Annotated in this window: 17 protein-coding genes and 2 tRNA genes; 5 read left to right on the top strand and 14 right to left on the bottom strand. The window is 72.9% G+C overall.

Going from position 1 to position 19,456, the window contains the following annotated elements:
- Window positions 1-48: 48 nt before the first annotated feature.
- The 4 genes from ABTY61_RS34385 to ABTY61_RS34370 all read right to left on the bottom strand — a co-directional run bounded on the left by ABTY61_RS34385 (window position 49) and on the right by ABTY61_RS34370 (window position 3,838).
- Window positions 49-642, bottom strand: a complete 594-nt coding sequence (locus tag ABTY61_RS34385) for a 50S ribosomal protein L25/general stress protein Ctc (RefSeq protein ID WP_350509087.1) — start codon at window positions 640-642, stop codon at window positions 49-51.
- A 328-nt stretch (window positions 643-970) separates the two neighbouring features.
- Complete coding sequence (locus tag ABTY61_RS34380) at window positions 971-1,948, bottom strand: ribose-phosphate diphosphokinase (RefSeq protein ID WP_350509086.1); 978 nt, start codon at window positions 1,946-1,948, stop codon at window positions 971-973.
- 212 nt (window positions 1,949-2,160) lie between these two features.
- Window positions 2,161-3,615, bottom strand: coding sequence for a bifunctional UDP-N-acetylglucosamine diphosphorylase/glucosamine-1-phosphate N-acetyltransferase GlmU (glmU, locus tag ABTY61_RS34375; protein WP_350509085.1), 1,455 nt, complete (start codon window positions 3,613-3,615; stop codon window positions 2,161-2,163).
- Window positions 3,616-3,767: 152 nt separating this feature from the next.
- Window positions 3,768-3,838 (bottom strand) — tRNA-Gln (locus ABTY61_RS34370).
- 267 nt (window positions 3,839-4,105) lie between these two features.
- On the opposite strand from ABTY61_RS34370, the gene ABTY61_RS34365 reads away from it, so the two are divergent.
- Both ABTY61_RS34365 and ABTY61_RS34360 read left to right on the top strand, forming a co-directional pair.
- A complete protein-coding gene (locus ABTY61_RS34365; protein ID WP_350509084.1) occupies window positions 4,106-5,098 on the top strand; it encodes an acyl-CoA desaturase in 993 nt (330 codons plus the stop codon).
- A gap of 203 nt (window positions 5,099-5,301) precedes the next feature.
- A complete protein-coding gene (locus tag ABTY61_RS34360; RefSeq protein WP_350509083.1) occupies window positions 5,302-5,904 on the top strand; it encodes a TetR/AcrR family transcriptional regulator in 603 nt (200 codons plus the stop codon).
- Window positions 5,905-5,938: 34 nt separating this feature from the next.
- Here ABTY61_RS34360 and ABTY61_RS34355 read toward each other — a convergent pair whose 3' ends face one another.
- Window positions 5,939-6,730 carry a methyltransferase domain-containing protein gene (locus ABTY61_RS34355; RefSeq protein WP_350509082.1) on the bottom strand — a complete coding sequence of 264 codons (792 nt, stop codon included), beginning with the start codon at window positions 6,728-6,730 and terminating at the stop codon, window positions 5,939-5,941.
- Window positions 6,731-6,840: 110 nt separating this feature from the next.
- Between ABTY61_RS34355 and ABTY61_RS34350 the strand changes: the two genes are divergently transcribed.
- Window positions 6,841-7,338: a MarR family winged helix-turn-helix transcriptional regulator gene (locus ABTY61_RS34350; RefSeq protein ID WP_350509081.1), complete on the top strand. Its 498-nt coding sequence runs from the start codon at window positions 6,841-6,843 to the stop codon at window positions 7,336-7,338.
- A 63-nt stretch (window positions 7,339-7,401) separates the two neighbouring features.
- Here the strand turns inward: ABTY61_RS34350 and ABTY61_RS34345 are convergent, their stop codons facing one another.
- From ABTY61_RS34345 to ABTY61_RS34325, 5 genes are all read right to left on the bottom strand, one after another.
- Window positions 7,402-8,289, bottom strand: a complete 888-nt coding sequence (locus ABTY61_RS34345) for a LuxR C-terminal-related transcriptional regulator (protein WP_350509080.1) — start codon at window positions 8,287-8,289, stop codon at window positions 7,402-7,404.
- Between the two features lie 272 nt (window positions 8,290-8,561).
- Window positions 8,562-9,524, bottom strand: a complete 963-nt coding sequence (gene galE, locus ABTY61_RS34340; RefSeq protein WP_350509079.1) for a UDP-glucose 4-epimerase GalE — start codon at window positions 9,522-9,524, stop codon at window positions 8,562-8,564.
- Window positions 9,525-9,800: 276 nt separating this feature from the next.
- Window positions 9,801-10,469, bottom strand: a complete 669-nt coding sequence (locus ABTY61_RS34335) for a LuxR C-terminal-related transcriptional regulator (protein WP_350509078.1) — start codon at window positions 10,467-10,469, stop codon at window positions 9,801-9,803.
- Between the two features lie 176 nt (window positions 10,470-10,645).
- A tRNA-Thr gene (locus ABTY61_RS34330) sits at window positions 10,646-10,721 on the bottom strand.
- Window positions 10,722-10,908: 187 nt separating this feature from the next.
- Window positions 10,909-11,325, bottom strand: coding sequence for a winged helix-turn-helix transcriptional regulator (locus tag ABTY61_RS34325; protein ID WP_350509077.1), 417 nt, complete (start codon window positions 11,323-11,325; stop codon window positions 10,909-10,911).
- A gap of 149 nt (window positions 11,326-11,474) precedes the next feature.
- Here ABTY61_RS34325 and ABTY61_RS34320 point away from each other — a divergent pair, with 149 nt between their 5' ends.
- Window positions 11,475-12,071 carry a flavodoxin family protein gene (locus ABTY61_RS34320; RefSeq protein WP_350509076.1) on the top strand — a complete coding sequence of 199 codons (597 nt, stop codon included), beginning with the start codon at window positions 11,475-11,477 and terminating at the stop codon, window positions 12,069-12,071.
- A 15-nt stretch (window positions 12,072-12,086) separates the two neighbouring features.
- Here ABTY61_RS34320 and ABTY61_RS34315 read toward each other — a convergent pair whose 3' ends face one another.
- From ABTY61_RS34315 to ABTY61_RS34300, 4 genes are all read right to left on the bottom strand, one after another.
- Entirely contained in the window at window positions 12,087-13,421 is a 1,335-nt protein-coding gene (locus ABTY61_RS34315; protein ID WP_350509075.1) for an MFS transporter, read from the bottom strand.
- Window positions 13,422-13,558: 137 nt separating this feature from the next.
- Window positions 13,559-14,869 carry a type VII secretion-associated serine protease mycosin gene (gene mycP, locus ABTY61_RS34310; RefSeq protein WP_350509074.1) on the bottom strand — a complete coding sequence of 437 codons (1,311 nt, stop codon included), beginning with the start codon at window positions 14,867-14,869 and terminating at the stop codon, window positions 13,559-13,561.
- 138 nt (window positions 14,870-15,007) lie between these two features.
- Window positions 15,008-16,651: a WXG100 family type VII secretion target gene (locus ABTY61_RS34305; RefSeq protein WP_350509073.1), complete on the bottom strand. Its 1,644-nt coding sequence runs from the start codon at window positions 16,649-16,651 to the stop codon at window positions 15,008-15,010.
- 42 nt (window positions 16,652-16,693) lie between these two features.
- Window positions 16,694-17,257: a DUF2563 family protein gene (locus ABTY61_RS34300; RefSeq protein ID WP_350509072.1), complete on the bottom strand. Its 564-nt coding sequence runs from the start codon at window positions 17,255-17,257 to the stop codon at window positions 16,694-16,696.
- Between the two features lie 318 nt (window positions 17,258-17,575).
- Between ABTY61_RS34300 and ABTY61_RS34295 the strand changes: the two genes are divergently transcribed.
- Entirely contained in the window at window positions 17,576-19,447 is a 1,872-nt protein-coding gene (locus ABTY61_RS34295) for an FUSC family protein (protein ID WP_350509071.1), read from the top strand.
- Window positions 19,448-19,456 lie beyond the last annotated feature (9 nt).

The following is a 19,456-nucleotide window of genomic DNA, read 5'->3' as shown; positions in this document are numbered from 1 at the left end:
GGGCAGCGGTCACAGCTACGGCTTCGTCAGCCGGCCAGAGGGGGAGGCTCAGGCCTCGGCACCCTCGGCCTCGGCGGCCTCGGCGTCGGCGTCGGCCTGCGAGGCCTGGGCGCCGATGACCTGCAGCACGACGGTGTCGGCCTCGACGGCCAGCGCGGTGCCCTTGGGCAGCTCGATGTCACCGGCGGTGATCGAGGCGCCGGCCTCCAGGCCCTCGATCGAGACGGTGACCGACTCGGGCAGGTGGGTGGCCTCGGCCTCGATCGGCAGCGCGTTGAGGACGTGCTCCAGCAGGTTGCCGCCCGGGGCCAGCTCGCCCTCGGTGTGGACCGGGATCTCGACGGTGACCTTCTCGCCACGCTTGACCAGCAGCAGGTCGACGTGCTCGATGGTGCGCTTGATGGCCTCGCGCTGGACGGCCTTCGGCAGGACGTACTCGTCCTTGCCCTCGATCGGGACGACCAGCAGGGCGTTCGGGGTCTTGAGGGCCATCATCAGGTCATGGCTCGGCAGGTTCAGGTGAACCGGGGTGTGGCCGTGGCCGTAGACGACACCGGGGACGAAGCCGGCGCGGCGGGCGCGACGGGCGGCACCCTTGCCGAACTCGGTACGGGTCTCAGCGGCAAGGCGGATCTCGGACACGACTGCACTCCTCGGGAAGACTGGCGCGGGGGTGCAGGCAACGCGAAAAACCGCCGGGACCACACCCTCAGTACGTTCGGGGGTCACTCGGCGGCAACGACTTCTGCCGACGGACGGAATCCGCTACCGGCAGCGCGTCGATCACGGAGTCGGTGTCCGTCGAGCGGGCACACGACATCCCTCGCCGAGCAGTTTCACGAGTCTAACCGCACCGGCCCCCTCCCGCGAAATCGGCCCCGGCCGAACGCGCGGGAGGGGCCCGCGCCGACCGGCGAACCGCAGGCGGCCCCGGACCGAAGTGGTCCGGGGCCGCCTGTGCGGGGCTTCGTCAGTGCACGCCCTCGAAGAGGCTGGTGACCGAGCCCTCCTCGAAGACCTCGCGGATCGCGGCGGCGATCGACGGGGCGATGGACAGCGTGGTGATCTTGTCCAGCTGGAGCTCGGCCGGGGTGGGCAGCGTGTTGGTGAACACGAACTCGCTCACCCGCGAGTTCTTCAGCCGGTCCGCGGCCGGGCCGGAGAGCACGCCGTGGGTGGCGGCCACCAGGACGTCCGCGGCGCCGTTCTCGAACAGCGCGTCGGCGGCGGCGCAGATCGTGCCGGCCGTGTCGATCATGTCGTCGACCAGGACGCAGACCCGGTCCTTGACGTCACCGACGACCTCGGCCGACAGGATCGTGTTGGCCTGGGACATGTCGCGGCGCTTGTGGATGATCGCCAGCGGCGCGTCCAGCCGGTCGCACCACTGGTCGGCCACCTTCACCCGGCCGGCGTCCGGCGAGACGATCGTCAGCTTGGAGCGGTCGACCCGCTCGCCCACGTAGTCGGCCAGCATCGGCAGCGCGAACAGGTGGTCCACCGGGCCGTCGAAGAAGCCCTGGATCTGCGCGGTGTGCAGGTCCACGGCCATCAGGCGGTCGGCGCCGGCCTGGCGCAGCAGGTCGGCGATCAGGCGGGCCGAGATGGGCTCGCGGCCGAGGTGCTTCTTGTCCTGGCGGGCGTAGCCGTAGAACGGCAGGATCGCGGTGATGCTCTTGGCGGAGGCCCGCTTCAGAGCATCGATCATGATCAGCTGCTCCATGATCCACTGGTTGATGGGAGCCGTGTGGCTCTGCATCACGAAGCAGTCCGCGCCGCGCGCGGAGTCCAGGAAGCGGACGTAGATCTCGCCGTTGGCGAAGTCCAGGGCCTTGGTCGGGACCAGCTCGGTCCCCAGCGCCTCGGCCACCTCCCTCGCCAGCTCCGGGTGGGCACGGCCGGAGAAGAGCTTCAGCTTCTTCTCACCCGACGTCGTGATCCCGCTCACTGCACCGTCTCCTCGCGTCGCGAACGCTGAACCCCGTCCCCGGGGAGGGCAGGCCAAGCCCGCGCTCACGGGGGATCAGGGAAATGTCGGTACGCCTGGACACGGGCGGTAAGCCCAGTGGCGCACGTATGTCCCCAAGGTTACGCGCCCGCGCAGAAACCGTCCGCCCCGGGATCGCCCCGGGGCTGCCCGGGCGGCCGCCGGCCGGCCCGTCAGGCCTCCGCGGCACCGTCCGTCGCGGCCTGCGCGGCCTGGGCGGACACCGTTCCGGGGCGCTTGCGCTCGACCCAGCCCTCGATGTTGCGCTGCTGCGCGCGGTTCACGCCGAGTGCGCCGGGCGGAACATCGGTGGTGATCACCGAGCCCGCGCCGGTGTAAGCGCCGTCACCGATGGTGACCGGGGCGATGAACATGTTGTCCGAGCCGGTGCGGCAGTGCGCGCCGATCACGGTGCGGTGCTTCTTGACCCCGTCGTAGTTCACGGTGACCGAGGCCGCGCCGACGTTGGTGCCCTCGCCGATCGTGGCGTCGCCGATGTAGGAGAGGTGCGGCACCTTGGAGCCCTCGCCCAGCTCGGAGTTCTTGACCTCGACGTAGGTGCCGACCTTCGCCTTGCGGGCCAGCTTCGCCCCCGGCCGCAGGTAGGCGTACGGGCCGGTGGAGGCCAGCTCGCCGATCTCGGCGCGGTCGGCCGTGGTGTTGCTCACACGGGCGCCGGCGCCGACCAGGGTGTCCTTGAGGGTGGAGTTCGGTCCCACCTCGCAGTCCTCGCCCAGGTGGGTCGCGCCCTGCAGCTGGGTGTTCGGCAGCACGACGGCGTCCGGCTCGTACGTCACCTGGACGTCCAGCCAGGTGGTGGCCGGGTCGACCACGGTGACGCCCGCGCGCATCGCCCGCTCCAGCAGGCGGTCGTTCAGCAGCCGGCGGGCCTGTGCCAGCTGCACCCGGTCGTTGATGCCCAGGATGTCCCGGTGGTCCTCGGCGACCACGGCGCCGACCCGGTGCCCGGCCGTGCGCAGGATCTCCAGGGTGTCGGTCAGGTACTCCTCGCCCTGCGAGTTGTCCGTGGTGAGCTCGGCCAGCGCCTCGGTGAGCAGCTTGGCGTCGAAGGCGAAGACGCCGGAGTTGATCTCGGCGATGGCGCGCTGGGTGTCGGTGGCGTCCCGCTCCTCGACGATCGCCGCGACGGTGCCGTCCTCGTCGCGCAGGATCCGGCCGTAGCCGAAGGGCTCGGGGACGACGGCGGTCAGCACGGTGACACCGTTCTGCTGCGCCTCGTGCGAGCGGGCCAGCCGGCGCAGGGTGTCGCCGGTCAGCAGCGGCGAGTCCCCGGCGGTGATGATCACGGTGCCGTCCAGGGTCACGCCGTCGGCGGCCAGCGCCTCCAGCGCGGTGCGGACCGCGTGGCCGGTGCCGTTCTGCTCCTCCTGCACGACCGGGCGCGCGGCCGGGTAGTGCGCCGCCAGGTGCTCCTCGACCTGCTCGCGCTGGTGCCCGACCACCACGACGAGCTGCCCCGGCGTCAGATCCCCGGCCGCCGACACCGCGTGACCCACCAGCGAACGGCCGCACACCTCGTGCAGCACCTTGGGCAGCTTGTTCGACTTCATCCGGGTCCCGCCACCGGCGGCGAGCACGACAACGGCGGCAAGCGAATTGGCACCCATGCGGGGAGGCTCCTCATTAGGTTCACAGAGAGGCAGAGCAGGCCAGAACGCGGTCCGCACATGTGCTCTGGCAGTTCGAGGATAGTGCGGGGCAGCCGGCCGAAATGCCAGCGGCCCGGCCCGCGCATGCCCGCCCGCGGCCGTACTCAGTGCTCCCGGAGGAGGATTCGAACCCCCATAAGCTGGACCAAAACCAGCTGTCCTGCCCTTAGACGATCCGGGACCGGAGCTCCGCCGCCGGAGACCCGACGGCGCGCTGGGCCAAGACTACGGGGTAGCGCGCCTCACATCTACCACCAATGCCGACCCTCCTGGCCCGTCCGATCCCGGCACGGGAGGGGCCCGGGGTTCATCCATCCAGTCGGGTGAATTCACTCGAGCGCCGCGCGGCGGTGTGTTCCCCTGGACACGGAGCGCAACCTACGATGCCGTAGGTTACGCCAACGTAGGTCCGCTCTGTCCCGCTCCGGGACGCCGCGAAGGGACGCCCATGACCATCCAGGCCGGCGAGGCGGGCGCGGGGGCCGCCGCGCTCCCCCATCCCTCCTCCGATCCCTGCGCCGACGCGGCGACCCGGCTGTCCGCCACCCGCGGCGGGGAGAAGCAGGGCGCCGCCGAGCGGATCGCGCTCGGGCTCTTCATCCTGGTGCCGTTCGCCGCCCTGGTCGCCGCCGTCCCGGTGGCCTGGGGGCGGGGGCTGGGGTGGACGGACGTGGCGGTCACCGTCGCCATGTACTTCCTCACCTGTCACGGCATCACCGTCGGCTACCACCGCTACTTCACCCACGGCGCCTTCAAGGCCTCCCGCCCGATGCGGCTGGCCCTCGCCGTCGTCGGCAGCCTCGCGGTCGAGGGCCCGCTGGTGCGCTGGGTGGCCGACCACCGCAAGCACCACCGGTTCAGCGACAAGGACGGCGACCCGCACTCGCCCTGGCGCTACGGGGAGAGCGTCCCGGCGCTGATCAAGGGCCTGTGGTGGGCCCACATGGGCTGGATGTTCGACGAGGAGCAGACCCCGCAGCTCAAGTACGCCCCGGACCTGATCGGCGACCCGGCGCTGCGGCGGATCTCCCGGCTGTTCTGGCTCTGGACCACCATCTCGCTGCTGCTGCCCGCCCTGGTCGGCGGCCTGGTGAGCCTCTCCTGGGAGGGCGCGCTGTCCGCCTTCTTCTGGGGCTCGCTGGTCCGCGTCGCCCTGCTGCACCACGTCACCTGGTCGATCAACTCGATCTGCCACGCCGTCGGCCGGCGCCCGTTCCGCTCCCGGGACCGCTCCGGCAACGTCTGGTGGCTCGCGGTGCTCTCCTGCGGCGAGTCCTGGCACAACCTGCACCACGCCGACCCGACCTCGGCCCGGCACGGCGTGCTGCGCGGGCAGATCGACTCCTCGGCCCGGCTGATCCGCTGGTTCGAGCTGGCCGGCTGGGTCCGGGACGTCCGCTGGCCGGACGCGGAGCGGATCGCCGCCCGCCGCGCCGCATGAGGCGGCGCTTCCAGCATGATGTAGGGGTGAACGGGAGCAGCGCAGACAGCACAGGCGGTCATCAGAGCACGCGGACGGACGCGGCGCCCGGAACGGCGCCCGCCCGTCCGCGGGCCGCTGCGGCGCCGGGCGCGGCCTCCGACGGCGGCGCCGGGCGGTCAGCGGCCGCCCCGGCCCCTCGCCGCCGGAGCGGCCGGGTCCGGATGACCGGCAAGCAGCGCCGGGAGCAGCTGCTGGAGATCGGCCGGACGGTCTTCGCGGAACGCGGCTACGACGGCACCTCGGTGGAGGAGATCGCCGAGCGCGCCGGGGTGTCGAAGCCGGTGGTGTACGAGCACTTCGGGGGCAAGGAGGGGCTGTACGCGGTGGTGGTGGACCGCGAGATGCAGCTGCTGCTGGACATGGTGACCGGGGCGCTGACCGGCGGGCACTCCCGTGAGCTGCTGGAGCAGGCGGCGTTCGCGCTGATGGACTACATCGACACCTCGACGGACGGCTTCCGGATCCTGGTCCGGGACTCCCCGGTGGCCCAGTCGACCGGCACCTTCGCCTCGCTGATCAGCGACATCGCCACCCAGGTCGAGGACATCCTGGGCCTGGAGTTCAAGTCCCGGGGCTTCGACGCCCGGCTGGCCCCGATGTACTCGCAGATGCTGGTCGGGATGGTCGCGCTGACCGGCCAGTGGTGGCTGGAGGTCCGCAAGCCGGACAAGGCCACGGTGGCGGCGCACCTGGTGAACCTGGCCTGGCACGGGCTGGAGGGCCTGGAGCGGCACCCGAAGCTGGTCGGCGAGCGCTCGGCCTGACCGCCCGGGTGCCCGACCCCGCGGACCGGTACGGCTAGCGCTTGACCCCGACGGCGAAGATCCGCCGGAACGGGAAGACCGTCCCGTGCGGCCCGGCCGGGTAGGCCTCGCGCAGCAGCCGCCCGTACTCGGCGAGGAAGGCGGCCCGGTCGGCCGGGTCGGTGAGCCGGCCGAGGACGGGCCGCAGCGCGGTGCCCTTGACCCACTCCAGCACCGGGTCCGGCCCGGGCAGCAGGGTGCTGTAGGTGGTCTCCCAGACATCGGCGGCGCAGCCGGCCGCGACGAGGGCGTCCAGGTACCGCCCGGGCGGGTGGACGCCGCCCCGGACGGCGTCGGTGCCGAGGACCTCGCGCCAGCGGGCGCTGCGGCGCAGGTCGGCGAGCAGGGTGTGACTGGGGGCCTCGAAGTTGCCGGGCACCTGGACGGCGACCGCCCCGCCGGGCCGGAGGGCGTCCGCCCAGCGCGCCAGCACCGCCAGGTGCCCGTCCACCCACTGGAGGGTCGCGTTCGAGGCGATCAGGTCGGGCGCGGCCGGGGCCGGGTCGTAGTCGCGGGCGTCGGCGAGCAGGTAGTCGGCGGTGGGCTCACCCTCGGCGCGGGCGGCCTCCAGCATCGGGGCGGAGTTGTCGACGCCGGTGAGCCGGGCCTTCGGCCAGCGTTCGCGCAGCACGGCGGTGGAGTTGCCGGGGCCGCAGCCGATGTCGAGGACCGTCGGGGCGGGCTCGTTCGGCAGGGCGGGGACCCGGGCGAGCAGGTCGCGCAGCGGGCGGGTCCGTTCGTCGGCGAAGCGCAGGTACTGCGCCGGGTCCCAGACGGGGCTGGTCATGGTTCACCTCGCAGGTATCTCGACATCAAGATATCCCCGAAAGCCTCGCTGGCACATTTCTCGATGTCAAGAGACTTCACATCGACACATCCACCGATACACTGATCGTCATGGAGGACGAGGTCGACAGGCTGGTCGCAGCGTGGCGCCGGGAGCGCCCCGACCTCGACGTGGAGCCGCTGGAGGTGCTCAGCCGGGTCAGCCGGCTCGCCCGCCACCTCGACCGCGCCCGCCGCACCGCCTTCGCCGAGCACGGCCTGGAGCCCTGGGAGTTCGACGTCCTGACCGCCCTGCGGCGGGCCGGCTCCCCGTACCAGCTCTCCCCCGGCCAGCTGCTCACCCAGACCCTGGTCACCTCCGGCACCATGACCAACCGGATCGACCGCCTCACCGGCAAGGGCCTGGTCAAGCGACTGCCCGACCCCGACGACCGCCGCGGCGTGCTCGTCCGGCTCACCGACGACGGCCGCGACCGCGCCGACCAGGCCCTGGCCGGCCTGCTCGCCCACGAACGCGAACTGCTGGCCCAGCTCAGCTCCGGCCAGCAGGGCGAACTCGCCTCCCTGCTGCGACTGCTGGTCGCCCCGTTCGACAACATCCCGGGCTGAACGGGCCGCACGGGCTCGACGGGCTCGACGGGCTCGACGGGCCGAACGTCCCCGACGTCGTCGCTACGGCGCGGAGGCGATCGACGGCGGCACGGCCGGCTCCGCCGGACTGACCCCGGCCCGCCGGGCCACCGCCACGGCGGCCAGCGTGGAGTGCACCCCCAACTTCCCCAGCACGTTCTGCATGTGGGTGCGGACGGTGTGCGGCGACAGGTAGAGCCGCTCCGCCACCGCCTGCCGTCCCAGGCCCGCCACCATGCAGCGCAGGATCTGCTTCTCCCGCGGGGTCAGGGTGTCGACCAGCCGCTCGCTCTCGGTGCGGTCCCGCCGGGCAGTGGTGAGCTCACGGATCACCCCGGTGAGCAGCGCCGGCGGCAGATGGGTCTCGTCCCGCAGCACGCCCCGGACCACCGCGAGCAGCCGGGCCAGCGAACTCTCCTTCGCCACCCAGCCGGTGGCGCCCGCGTGCAGCGCCCGGGCGGCCCGGTGCGGATCGTCCGCGGTGGCCAGCACCACCGCGCGCAGCCCCGGATGGGCCCGGCGGAGCCGGCCCAGCAGGGCGATGCCGTCCGGCGGCGGGGCCGCGGGCCGCAGCTGCTCGGCCCGCGGCTGGTCGGCGGGGCGGGCCGCGACCGTCGGGACCGCCGGCACGGTGCCCGTCCGGCGAGGCGGCGGCACCGCCGGGGCCGGGCGGCGCCGGGCCTCCTCGACCGCTTCCGGCCCGGGCCGGGCCCGGGCCGCCGGACCGGCCGCCTCGGCCCCCAGGTCGGCGTCGATCAGCGCCACGTCGTAGGCCCGTCCCTCGGTCGCCGCACGCTCCAGCGCCCGCTCGGCGGCGGCCGCGCTGCCGGCCGCGCCCACCTCCACGTCGGGCTCGGCGGCGAGGGCCGCGGCCAGTGCCTCGGCGAAGATCCGGTGGTCGTCGACCACCAGGACCCGGATCCGCCCCATCGTCACTACCCCCTGCTCAGAGCGCCCGAGCCCGGGAGCGGGGACCGGTCCGGCGTCCGCGTTCCGGAGCCGCCGTTCCGCCCGCCCACCGGTGGCCGGTGAAGCCGAAAGGACGCCGGCCCCCACCGGTACCGCACTCAGCGTACGGGCCGGGAAACGCTCCCGTGGCGGTTCGGTGAAGTTTCGTCAGGAGGTGCGTGAGGGTCCGGACTTGCCCGGCCGGACGGCCCGGGACGCGTCACCACGCCCCGGGCCGTCCTCCGACCGCATGCCTACCGGCCGCTCTGCTCCAGGGCGAACTTCCAGGCGTCGGCGACGATGTCGTCCAGCTCCGGGCGGCGCGGCGTCCAGCCCAGCTCCCGGTGGGCGCGCTCGGCGGAGGCCACCAGCACGGCCGGGTCGCCCGCACGGCGACCGGCGACCTGCACCGGGATCTCCCGGCCGGTGACGCGCTTGACCGACTCGATCACCTCGCGCACCGAGAAGCCGCTGCCGTTGCCCAGGTTGCAGATCAGGTGCTCGCCCGGCTTGGCGGCGTCCAGCGCCAGCAGGTGCGCGTCGGCCAGGTCCGCGACGTGGATGTAGTCACGGATGCAGGTGCCGTCCGGGGTCGGGTAGTCGTCGCCGAACACCGAGATGTGCGGACGCCGGCCGAGCGCGGCCTGGAAGACCAGCGGGATCAGGTGCGACTCGGGGTCGTGCCGCTCGCCGTAGACGCCGTACGCGCCCGCCACGTTGAAGTAGCGCAGCGAGACGGCGGCCAGGCCGTGGGCGACGGCCTCGCTGGTGATCATGTGGTCCATGGCGAGCTTGCTGGCGCCGTAGGTGTTGGTCGGCGAGGTCCGGGCGGTCTCGGCGATCGGCACGACCTCCGGCTCGCCGTACACGGCCGCGGTGGAGGAGAACACCAGCGTGCGCACGCCCGCCGCGCGCATCGCGGTGATCAGCTCCAGCGAGCCGGCCACGTTGTTGCGCCAGTACTTCTCCGGGTCCACGACCGACTCGCCGACCTGCGAGGAGGCGGCGAAGTGCAGCACGCCGTCGAAGGAGCCGTCCAGCACCCGGCCGGCCTCCTGGATCCGGCCCTCGACGAACTCGGCTCCGGCCGGGACGGCCTCGCGGAAACCGGTGGAGAGGTCGTCCAGGACGGTCACCTGGTGACCCGCCTCCAGCAGGTGAGCGGCCACCACGCTGCCGACGTAGCCGGCGCCACCCGTGACCAGGTACTTACTCATGATGAGACCTCCAGCGGGCGATGGTCCGCCCGGTCGGCGGCGCCATCGACGGAATGCGTACGACTGCGCTCAATTGTCCCTGCCCGTCGGGGTGCTCCCGACCACCGGGGCACTCGCTCCCGCGCTTTCTCACCCACTCCTCAGCCGGGCTCCACGCCCCTCGGCCGGGCTCCACGGGCGCCCTCGACGGGCACCCTCGACAGGCGGCGTCCAGGGGTGATCTCCACAAGTGCCGGGAGCCGTGCCGCGTCTCCCGGCCGTCGCCCGGGGCCCTCCTCAGCCGCCGGCCATCCGCTCCAGCAGACCGGTGCGCGCGGCCACCGCGGCCGCCTCCAGCCGGGTCCGCGCGCCGAGCTTCATCAACACCCGCTGCACGTGGGTACGGGCGGTGCTCGCGGCGATCCGCATCCCGGCGGCGATCGCCGCGGTGTCCTCGCCGTCCGCGATCCGGGCCAGCACCTGCACCTCACGGCGGGTCAGCAGCCGCAGCAGCCGGACCGCCTCGTCGTCCGGCTCGGCCACCGGACGCAGCAACTGGTCGAAGGCCCCGCGCAGGACGTCCACCGCCACCGCGGCCTCGCCCGCCCGGGCCCGCCCGATCGCCCGCTCGACCACCTCGATCCGCTCGTCGCTGGGCACGTAGCCCGCCGCCCCGGCCGCGAACGCGCAAGCCACACCCCGGAGTTCGCCGACCGGCCCGAGCACGATCACGGCCACCTCGGGGCGCTCCCGGCGGATCCGGCGCAGCCCGTCGAAGGCCCCCGGCTCCCCCGGCGCGGTCACCCCCAGCAGACACACCTCGGGCCGTCGCCCGGCCACCAGATCGGCCGCGACGCCGGCCGGCGAGCCGACCGCGAGCACCCGGTGGCCGCGCAGTTGCAGCGCGGTGGCCAGCGCCTCGGCCAGCAGCCGGTGGTCGTCGACCACCACGAGTCGAACACCCATGACGCCCTCCCGGTCGGGGTCCGGCTCGCGCCCGCACCCCTCGGGCGGGCGGCCGATGACGCACCATCACAGCGCATTCCGTGCCCGACCCGCTAGGTCACCGCGTGTCGCGGGCCCGTACCGCGCCCACTGCGCAGAACGCGAAAGACCCCCGCCGTGAGGCGAGGGTCTTTCAGTGGAGCCCCCATGCGGAATCGAACCGCAGACCTTCTCCTTACCATGGAGACGCTCTACCGACTGAGCTATAGGGGCTTGGCCTTGCGTTTCCGCCTGGCCGGTCGAACAAGGAAGACATTACACGGCCGTCGACCCGGAAGGGAAATCGGCTCCGCACCGGGCCGCTCACCCCCGGCCGCCCACCCCCGGGCCAGCCACCCGGGCCAGCCACCGCGGCCGGCCCGCGGCGCGCACCTCGGCCGGTCCCCGGCGTGCGCCGCGGTCAGCCCTCGGCGTGCGCCGCGTCGAACTCCTGGCGGGCCGCGAGCATCTGCCGGGCACGCCGCTCCGTCCAGTGCCCGAGCGGGGCGACCAGCTCGGCCAGCTCCCGACCGAGCGGCCGCAGGTCGTAGACCACCCGCGGCGGCGTCTCCGGGAAGACCGTGCGCAGCACGAGGCCGCTGCGCTCCAGATTGCGCAGCGACTGGGTGAGCATCTTGCGGCTGACCCCGCCGACCCCGCGCTGGAGCTCGGAGAAGCGCTGCGGCCCGCAGGCGGACAGGCTCATCAGGATCAGCATCGACCACTTGTCGGCGAGCTCGGCGAACAGCTCGCGACTGGGGCAGAGCTGGGCGAAGACGTCGAGCTCCAGCCTCCCGCACTGTTCGGCCCCGATTTGGACCGTTTCCTCCGTCGTCATACGCCCAGGGTAGACCTGTGGTCTCCGATCCGCACCTGGTCTCCAACAGAGACCTGGTCTATATTGGAGACTGTTCGACGGAGCGGGTCCGCCCCGATCCGTCCCCTTTGCCCTCGCCCTCACGCCTTCCCGCCCACAGGAGTGCCCGCATGACCGCCGTCCGCCCGACCGTCGCCCTCGCCTACCACTCCGGCTACGGCCACACCGCCGTGATCGCCGAGGCCGTCGCCCGCGGCGCCGCCGCCGCGGGTGCCGAGGTCATCTCGATCGCCGTCGACACCATCACCGAGGAGCAGTGGGCCCAGCTGGACGCCGCCGACGCGATCGTCTTCGGCTCCCCCACCTACATGGGCACCGCCTCCGGCGCCTTCCACGTCTTCGCCGAGGCCACCAGCAAGCGCTGGTTCACCTACGCCTGGAAGGACAAGGTCGCGGCCGGCTTCACCAACTCCGCCTCCAAGAGCGGCGACAAGGCCGGCACCCTCGGCTTCTTCCAGACCCTCGCCGCCCAGCACGCCATGACCTGGGTCAACCTCGGCCTCAAGCCCGGCTGGAACGCCACCACCGCCTCCGAGGACGACCTCAACCGCCTCGGCTTCTTCAACGGCGCCGCCGCCTCCTCGCCGTCCGACGCCGGCGCCGAGGGCGTCCACAAGGCCGACATCGCGACCGCCGAGCACCTGGGCGAGCGCGTCGCCCAGCACACCGCCATCGTGCTGGCCGGCCGCGCCGCCCTGGCCGGCTGACCCCACCCCGCACGGCTACGCCGCCGGGTCCGTCCCCAGGACGGGCACCCGGCGGCGTCCGCCGTCCACCGCCGCCAACTCCGCGCCCGTGGTCTCCGGCAACAGCCACAGACAGCCAAGGGCCAGCAGCCCCAACACCGCCAGGTACCAGCCGACCGGCTGCGCCGTCCCGTACTCCTCCGTCAGCCGGGTCGCCACCAGCGGCGTCATCCCCCCGCCCAGCACACCGCCCAGGTTGTACGTCAACGCGGCGCCCGTGTAGCGCACCCGGGTCGGGAACAGCTCCGGCAGAAACGCCGCCACCGGGCCCATCAGGCACCCCAGCACCACCAGCGCCCCCGCCAACGCCAGGAACATCAACGGCCGGCGCACCGTCTCCAACAGCGGGAACAGCACCAGCGACCACCCCGCCACCAGGCCCGTCGCCCACCGCATCGTCCGCCGCCGCCCCCACCGGTCACTGTGCGAGGCACTCAGCCACACCGTCACGGCACCACCCACCGAGCCGACCAGCAGCATCGCCAACACCAGCGTGCTCGCCACCCCCAGACCGGACGTCGCGTACGCCAACGCGTAGGTGGTGGTCAGGTAGAACAACGCGTACCCGACCGTGATCGCCCCACCACCCGCCAACACCGGCCGCCAGTGCTCCCGCAGCAGCTCCACCACCGGCGGACGCTCCCGCCGCTCGTCCGCCCGGAACAACGGCGACTCCGCCAGGCGCAGCCGCACGAACAGCCCCACCGCCACCAGCGCCAGCGAGGCCACGAACGGCACCCGCCACCCCCACGCCCGGAACGACCCCTCGTCCAGGCCCAGTTGAAGCGCCAGGAACGCCCCGTTCGCCAACACGAACCCGCCCGACGGCCCCAACTGCAGGAACCCGCCGTACCGCCCGCGCCGCCCGGGCGGCGCGTTCTCCGCGATCAACAGCGCCGCCCCGCCCCACTCCCCGCCCAACCCGACGCCCTGGCACACCCGCAACACCACCAACAGCGCCGGCGACCACCACCCCCACACCGCGAACCCCGGCAACAACCCGACCGCCGCCGTCGCCAAGCCCATCAGCAGCAGCGACACCACCAACGTCGCCTTCCGCCCCACCCGGTCCCCGAAGTGCCCGAACACCACCGCCCCCAACGGCCGGGCCAGGAACGCCACCGCGTACACCGAGAAGGCCGCCAACAGCGACCCCACCCCACCCAGCCCGGGAAAGAACACCGGCCCGAACACCAGCGCCGCCGCCGTCCCGTACAGGAAGAAGTCGTAGAACTCGATCGCCGTCCCGATCAACGCCGCAGCCGCGGCCCGCCGCAACTGCCCAACCCGCCAAGCACCCTCCGCATCCATACCGCCACCCTCGCCACCATCCGCACCCCCCACCAGCCCCCACCCGAGTGACTCCGGCGCACACCCCGACCCCCCACGCCCACCAAAAAGCCCGGGCGCCGCCCCCGCGACACCCGGGCCCATCCGCCCCAACCCGCCTACTGCGCGTACGGGTTGTCCCCCGGCGGCACCGGCGGCTGATACGACGGCGGAGGCGGCAGAGGCGGCGCGCCCATCGGCGGCACGGCCGCCTTCCGCCTCCGCAGCACGGCGAACACCACCCCGGCCACCACGACCAGCCCGGCCACGACCCCGCCGACGACCGGCAGCGAACTGCCCGCCCCGGACGACGCCTCCGCCTTGGGCTGCACCGTCGGCGCCGCGGCCGCAGCTCCAGCCGGGCTCGGCGACGAAGACGCGGGCACCGACGCGCCCCCCGACGGCGACGGCGACGGCGCAGCCGAAGGCGTCACCGCATCAGCCGGAAGCGGCGACACATCCGCCGGACCGGGATCGCCCGGATCCGTCAACGCGATCCGCGGCCGAACCGCACCCCAACCCGCATCGTCCGTGCGACTGGTCCCGCCGTTGGCCCTCCCCGCGGTATTGATGAGCACCCGCAGGACCTGGTTCGCCGACCAGTCCTTGTGCACCGACCACACCAACGCCGCCGAGGCGGAGACCAGAGCACTCGCATCGGACGTGCCATGGCTCTTGCAATACCCGGTGTCGGAGGTGCAGGCCTCAACCATGTCCTCGCCCGGGGCTACGAGCGCAACCTGTGGCCCCGTCTCGGACTCCGCCGTCACAGTCCCGGTCCGGTCGACAGCCCCGACCCCGACAACATTCGGCAACGCGCCCGGGTACTCGACCAGATTGCCCTTCTGTGCAGAATTCCCCACGCTGGAGACCACCAACGAACCCTTGGCTCGCGCATTCGCAAGGATACGGGTCAGTTTGGCGACGTCTTCGGGAGAAGTCCTGGCTTCGGCAACCCCCTGCGAAATATTGATGACCTTGGCACCTTGGCTCACCGCATAGTCAACGGCCTGGCCGATCTGGTCGAGAAATTCCGTCGTATCAAACGCACCCTCGGAGCCATTGGCAATCTTCAGTGGCAGAATCCTGACGGCGGGAGCCAGCCCGGAGGCCCCGGTCCCCCCTTGGCCCTTCCCGGTTCCCGCAATGAGGCTGGCCATCTGGGTGCCATGGCCTTCGGCATCGGACCCGACACCACGGGAACTGCCACTGAAGTCCTTACCGGGCAGAAACTGCCCGACCAGATCCGGATGATCGAGCTTGAAGCCCCCGTCGATCACCGCAACGGTGACTCCCGCCCCCTTCGAAACCTGCCACATCTCCGAGGCGTGCATGGCATCCAGATACCATTGATTGGAACGGATCGAACCATCGGCAAATGCTGGTACTGCGGCCTGACCGAGCACCGCCCCCGCAGCCAGAGCTGCCACGGCGAGCACTCGCCAAGGCGCCCGTGCGTTCGTCCGCCCCATCACAACTCCTAGTCAATCTCTCCGTTGGGAGACCTTGCCCCGAACAGGTCTGCCCGGTCACTGGGCGGGCCCAATGACCGGGCAGACATTGCCGTCCTACTCAATCACGTCCGGATTGCTGTGCGGCGTACCGCTGGTCCAGGTCTCCTCGTCCTCGTGGAGGTAGTCCGCGCGGTTGCGCCGGTCGCGTTCCTTCCTGTTGCCGTGACCGCCCGCACCCGGGGCCATCATCCCGTTCTGTCCGGACCGGGCACCGCCCTCGGCGGCTCCCGCCGCAGCCGCACGGTTGCGCAGGCCCGTACCGCCCGGGGTGAACTCCCCACCGGCAGCAGGGCCCTTGCGGCCACCGACCGTTCCACCCGGGGTGGAGGTCAGGCCCCGACCACGCGAGCCGCCGACACCGCCGACACCGCCGTGGCCGCCGCCCATGCCCGGATGCATGCCACCCATGCCACTACCCATGGATGAACCTCCGACCCGGCCACCGCCGGCCGCGCCCTCACGACCGAAGACCGTTCCGCTCGGGAGCCCCGGCGTGCCGGCCTTGCCGGGAACCGAGCCGCCGCTGAACGGGCCGGTGCGCAGGGGAATCGAGCCGCCGCCCTTGCCGGGAATGCTGCCGACGCCCCTGGTCGGGACAGAGCCACCACCGGTCCCGCCCGGGAAACCCGCGATCGGCCCGCTGCCCGGCACGCCGGGCAAGCTGCCGGGGCCGCCGGGCCCACCCGGGTAAGTGGGAGTTCCACTCGGGCCGCTCGGCAGCACGGGGCCGCTACCAGGGCCGACCGGGGCGGTCTGGTCCGGCAGGGTCGGGAGGCTGTCGAGACCGGTACCCGGGCGCGTGACCGGGTCCGACGGGTGGGACGGCGGGGTGGGGGTGCCCGGGTCCTGCGGCGGCGGAGGCAGCTGGCCGCGGTCGTACGGGGGAACCGGTCCGGGGTGGGTCGGGTTGGACGGGTCCTGCCAGCCCGTTGCCGGATCGCGAGGCCTCATGGTGGCGCCACCGTAGCTGCCACCGGACTGGCCGTAGCCCCCACCGGTGCTGCCGCCAGTCGTTCGGGGGCTACGGAGCGCGGAGCCGGAGCCTCCCCCGGAGCCACCACCGGTGGGGAAGGTCGACGAACTGTCTCGGCTACCACCATCGGGCGTCCCCGGCAGCGTCACGTCGGCGGGAATCCCGTTCAGCGTCGTCGTCGCCGCACTGTACGCCTGGGCCAGGTTCCCGACCTGCTTCGCGGCCTCCTGCTGCTCCTTCTGGATCGTCGCCTTGAACGCGTCGTACTCGTTCTTGGTGACCCAACCGTCCTGGAGCTTCGCCTTCATGTAGTCGTCGGCGGTGCCCCCGACCGTCGAAATCTTCGTCTGTACGTCCGGGGGTACCGTCTGCTTCTGGTAAGCGGCGACCTTGTCCATCGCGTGCTGGGGAATCGGGGGCATCGCGACCTTGGCCGTGCTGAGCGCTTCGCCCGCCTGAGTCATCGCCCCGCCGGCGGTCGTGGAGTGCTGACCGATGATCGCCGCGGACTTGTACAGGTTCCCTGCCCAGGTCTTGAAGTTCTCAGCGGCCTGCCCCTCCCAGGTGACCGTACCGAGGTGGGACTGGAGGGCCGTGCTGAGTTCCGTCAGAACCCGACCGGCGTCCTGGAGCTTGCCGGCTCGCTTCAGCAGCATGTCAGGCGCGGTGCCGTCGACCAGCGCCTTGAGTTCGGCATGCTTCATGTCGTTGTATTCGTCTGCCATGACCTGTTCCCCGTTTCCCCGTGAGCCTCTCCCGTACCGCCGTCAGAGGTTCGTGTTGGACTTCGGCGCCGTGACGCCCGCGCTCCTCGCCACCGCGTTCTGGTCGGCGGCCGCGTTCTCGTCGCTGGTCCCGTAGGAGCCCGCCGACTGGACGACGGCCTTCTGCATCGCCTTGATCTGCGCTGTGAAGTCCTTGTGGAGCTGGACGAGCTGGCTGTGGACCTTGTTGTAGGCGGAATTCAGGGCCACCGCTTCCGAGAACGCCCCCGGGTTCTGCCCGCTGACGAAATTCTCCCGAGTCAGCTTCTGCGCCTCGAGCTTGTACGGCGCAGCCTCCGAGCCCTCCATCGCCGCGAGCAGGGCCTCGACCTTCTTGGCGAACTCCGTAAGGGTGTTGATCTCGACCTGAACGTCGTTCTTCCCGAAGGCCGCCACCAGGTCGCCTGCGCTGACGCTCGTCTGCGCGGTACTGACCACGGGGGCGATCTTGATCCCGTGCCCCCAGGGCAGCGGGATCGTCGGCCCGTCCAGCATGAACGGCGTCGCGTCCGGCGTCCCCGGTGCCGGCGTCGTACCCGCGCCCGGCGTGGTCGTCGGCTCTCCCACAGCAATCCACCTCTCCCCCGTACGGCCGGCCGCTCCGGGCGTCTCCCGGGCTTCCGTGCCGCAACACACCGTCAACTTCTGGCAGGTGCCGTCCTGGTCGGTGCGACCGCCCGCCCCGGGGGCGGCCCCCGCCTCTGTCATGGTAGCCATCGCCTCTGTCGGCCCGGCAGGGCCCATGGTCTGCGCGGGCGCGATCGGTACGAACTTGACACGTACAGCCCGGGGTCGGGCCGCTGGATAGACTGCCCCGGTACGCCCCATCTGCCGTGCAATGTCGCTCAGCAGCGAGCCGTGGCCGCAGAACGGACGTGTGACGACATGCCTGAACACAAGCCGAATCCAGGTGCGACCCCCTGGTGGGCCCGGGCCGTGCGGCCCGCGCGGCCGCCGGTGCCGGTGGTGTTGATGGTGCGGGCGGCCGTCGGGATGGCGGTGCCGCTGGCGGTGGGGCTGGGGGCGCACCGGCTGGATCTGGGGGTGTTCGCCGGGCTGGGGGCGATGCACGCGACGATGAACGACCGCGTCGAGCCGGTACGGCTGCGGACGGCGCGGATCGGGTCGGCGGTGGCGGCTTCGGCCTTGGGGATGCTGATCGGTACAGCCTTGCAGCACGCCCACGCGGGGGCGGTGGCGCTCGGCGCCGGGCTGACGCTGACGGCGTTCGTGTCGGGCGCGCTGAGTGCGACGGGCCCGCGCGGGTCGGCGGCGGGGATGCTGCTGCTGGTGTCGGCGGCGTTGGGCAGTGGGATGCCGTTGCCGGGGCCGTGGTGGGCGGCGGCGCCGATGCTGCTGGTGGGGGCCGCGTTCGTCGTGCTGCTGGGTCTGCCCGGTCGCGCGGGCGATCCGCGCACCCGGGCGTTGGCGGCGGTGTACGAGGCGCTCGGCCGGGTGCTCGTCGATCTGGGTACGGCGCGGGGCGCGGAGTCCCGCCGGGTGCTGACGGCCCGCCTGGACCAGTGGCAGGACCTGCTCCCCGGGCACGGCAGGACGGCCCTGCGCCCGGTGTACGAGGCGGCGCTGACCGCGACCGAGGCGGCGACGGGCCTGTTGTGGGCGCGGCGGCCGGTGCCGCCGGAGGTGGCGGCGGTCCCGGACCGGCTGGCGCAGGCGGTACGACGCGGCGGTGGCGAGGTGGTGGTGCCCGAGTGGCGGCCGGACACCCCGGCGCGGCAGGCCCTGGACGTGGCGCTGCGGGCCGCCGCGGACGCCGTCGCGGGCCGGCCGGCGCGGATCGCCGCGGCTCCCGCGCCGCCGCCGGACCCGTGGCGGCTGCGGGGGCGGTTGTGGTCCGGTCCGTCGGTCCGGTACGGGCTGCGGGTGGCGCTGTGCATCGCGGTGGGTTCGGCGGTGACGGCCAACTACCCGCTGAGCAAGAGCTACTGGGTGCCGATGACGATCGCGTTCGTGCTGAAGCCGGATCTGGGTTCGGTGTTCCTGCGGGCGGTCAGCCGGGCGGTCGGCACGGTGCTGGGCGTGGCGGTGACGGCGGCACTGCTGGCGTGGACCACCGAGGAGTGGGCGCTGACGGCGGTGGCGGCGCTGTGCGTGGCCCTGCTGCCGTACGTGACGGCGGCGCACTACGGGCTGAACACGGTGGCGATGACGCCGATGGCGCTGGTGCTGCTCCAACTCGGCGGGCAGAGCAGCGCGGCCGAGTTCTGGCCGCGGGTTCTGGACACGGTCCTGGCGAGCGCGATCGTGCTGCTCTTCGGCTACCTGCTGTGGCCGGAGCGCCCGCGGCACCGGATCGAGCCGCGGCTGGTGACGGCGACGACCGCCCTGCGCGCCTACCTGGACGCGGTGACGGAGCACCGGACCGGCGAGGTGTGGCTGCGCCGTACGGCCTACCGGTCGCTGGCGGACGCCCGGCAGGAGGTGCGGCGGGGGCTGGCCGAGCCGCCGCCCGCGGGCCGGTCGGCCGAGCAGTGGCTGCCGGCCACGGCGGCGCTGGAGCGGCTGGGCGGGGCGGTGGCGGCGTTCGCCGCGCAGATCCGGTACGGCGGCCGGGTGCCGGATCCGGCGGAGACCGAGCGGGTCCGCCGGGCCTTGGACGAGTTGGCGGCCGCCGCCCGCGAGCACCGGCCGCCGACCACGCCGGTGCCCGGTGCTCCCGACGTGCCGCACGACCCGGCGCTCAGTGCGCTGGGCCGTGCGGCGGACGAGTTGGAACTCCTGCTCAGGCAGCGGTAGTTCGGGAAC

Origin of the sequence: Kitasatospora sp. NPDC096128, assembly GCF_040303105.1 — a bacterium.
Classification (GTDB): Bacteria; Actinomycetota; Actinomycetes; order Streptomycetales; family Streptomycetaceae; genus Kitasatospora.
The sequence above is the reverse complement of the archived record's forward strand: the minus strand, read 5'-3'. Positions and strand labels throughout refer to the sequence as shown.

Bases quoted from the DNA above. Each gene is read 5' to 3' on its own strand.
- glmU (WP_350509085.1), bottom strand. From the start codon at position 3,615: ATGGGTGCCAATTCGCTTGCCGCCGTTGTCGTGCTCGCCGCCGGTGGC.
- ABTY61_RS34365 (WP_350509084.1), top strand. From the start codon at position 4,106: ATGACCATCCAGGCCGGCGAGGCGGGCGCGGGGGCCGCCGCGCTCCCC.
- ABTY61_RS34360 (WP_350509083.1), top strand. From the start codon at position 5,302: ATGACCGGCAAGCAGCGCCGGGAGCAGCTGCTGGAGATCGGCCGGACG.
- ABTY61_RS34355 (WP_350509082.1), bottom strand. From the start codon at position 6,730: ATGACCAGCCCCGTCTGGGACCCGGCGCAGTACCTGCGCTTCGCCGAC.
- ABTY61_RS34350 (WP_350509081.1), top strand. From the start codon at position 6,841: ATGGAGGACGAGGTCGACAGGCTGGTCGCAGCGTGGCGCCGGGAGCGC.
- ABTY61_RS34345 (WP_350509080.1), bottom strand. From the start codon at position 8,289: ATGGGGCGGATCCGGGTCCTGGTGGTCGACGACCACCGGATCTTCGCC.
- galE (WP_350509079.1), bottom strand. From the start codon at position 9,524: ATGAGTAAGTACCTGGTCACGGGTGGCGCCGGCTACGTCGGCAGCGTG.
- ABTY61_RS34335 (WP_350509078.1), bottom strand. From the start codon at position 10,469: ATGGGTGTTCGACTCGTGGTGGTCGACGACCACCGGCTGCTGGCCGAG.
- ABTY61_RS34325 (WP_350509077.1), bottom strand. From the start codon at position 11,325: ATGACGACGGAGGAAACGGTCCAAATCGGGGCCGAACAGTGCGGGAGG.
- ABTY61_RS34320 (WP_350509076.1), top strand. From the start codon at position 11,475: ATGACCGCCGTCCGCCCGACCGTCGCCCTCGCCTACCACTCCGGCTAC.
- ABTY61_RS34315 (WP_350509075.1), bottom strand. From the start codon at position 13,421: ATGGATGCGGAGGGTGCTTGGCGGGTTGGGCAGTTGCGGCGGGCCGCG.
- ABTY61_RS34305 (WP_350509073.1), bottom strand. From the start codon at position 16,651: ATGGCAGACGAATACAACGACATGAAGCATGCCGAACTCAAGGCGCTG.
- ABTY61_RS34295 (WP_350509071.1), top strand. From the start codon at position 17,576: ATGCCTGAACACAAGCCGAATCCAGGTGCGACCCCCTGGTGGGCCCGG.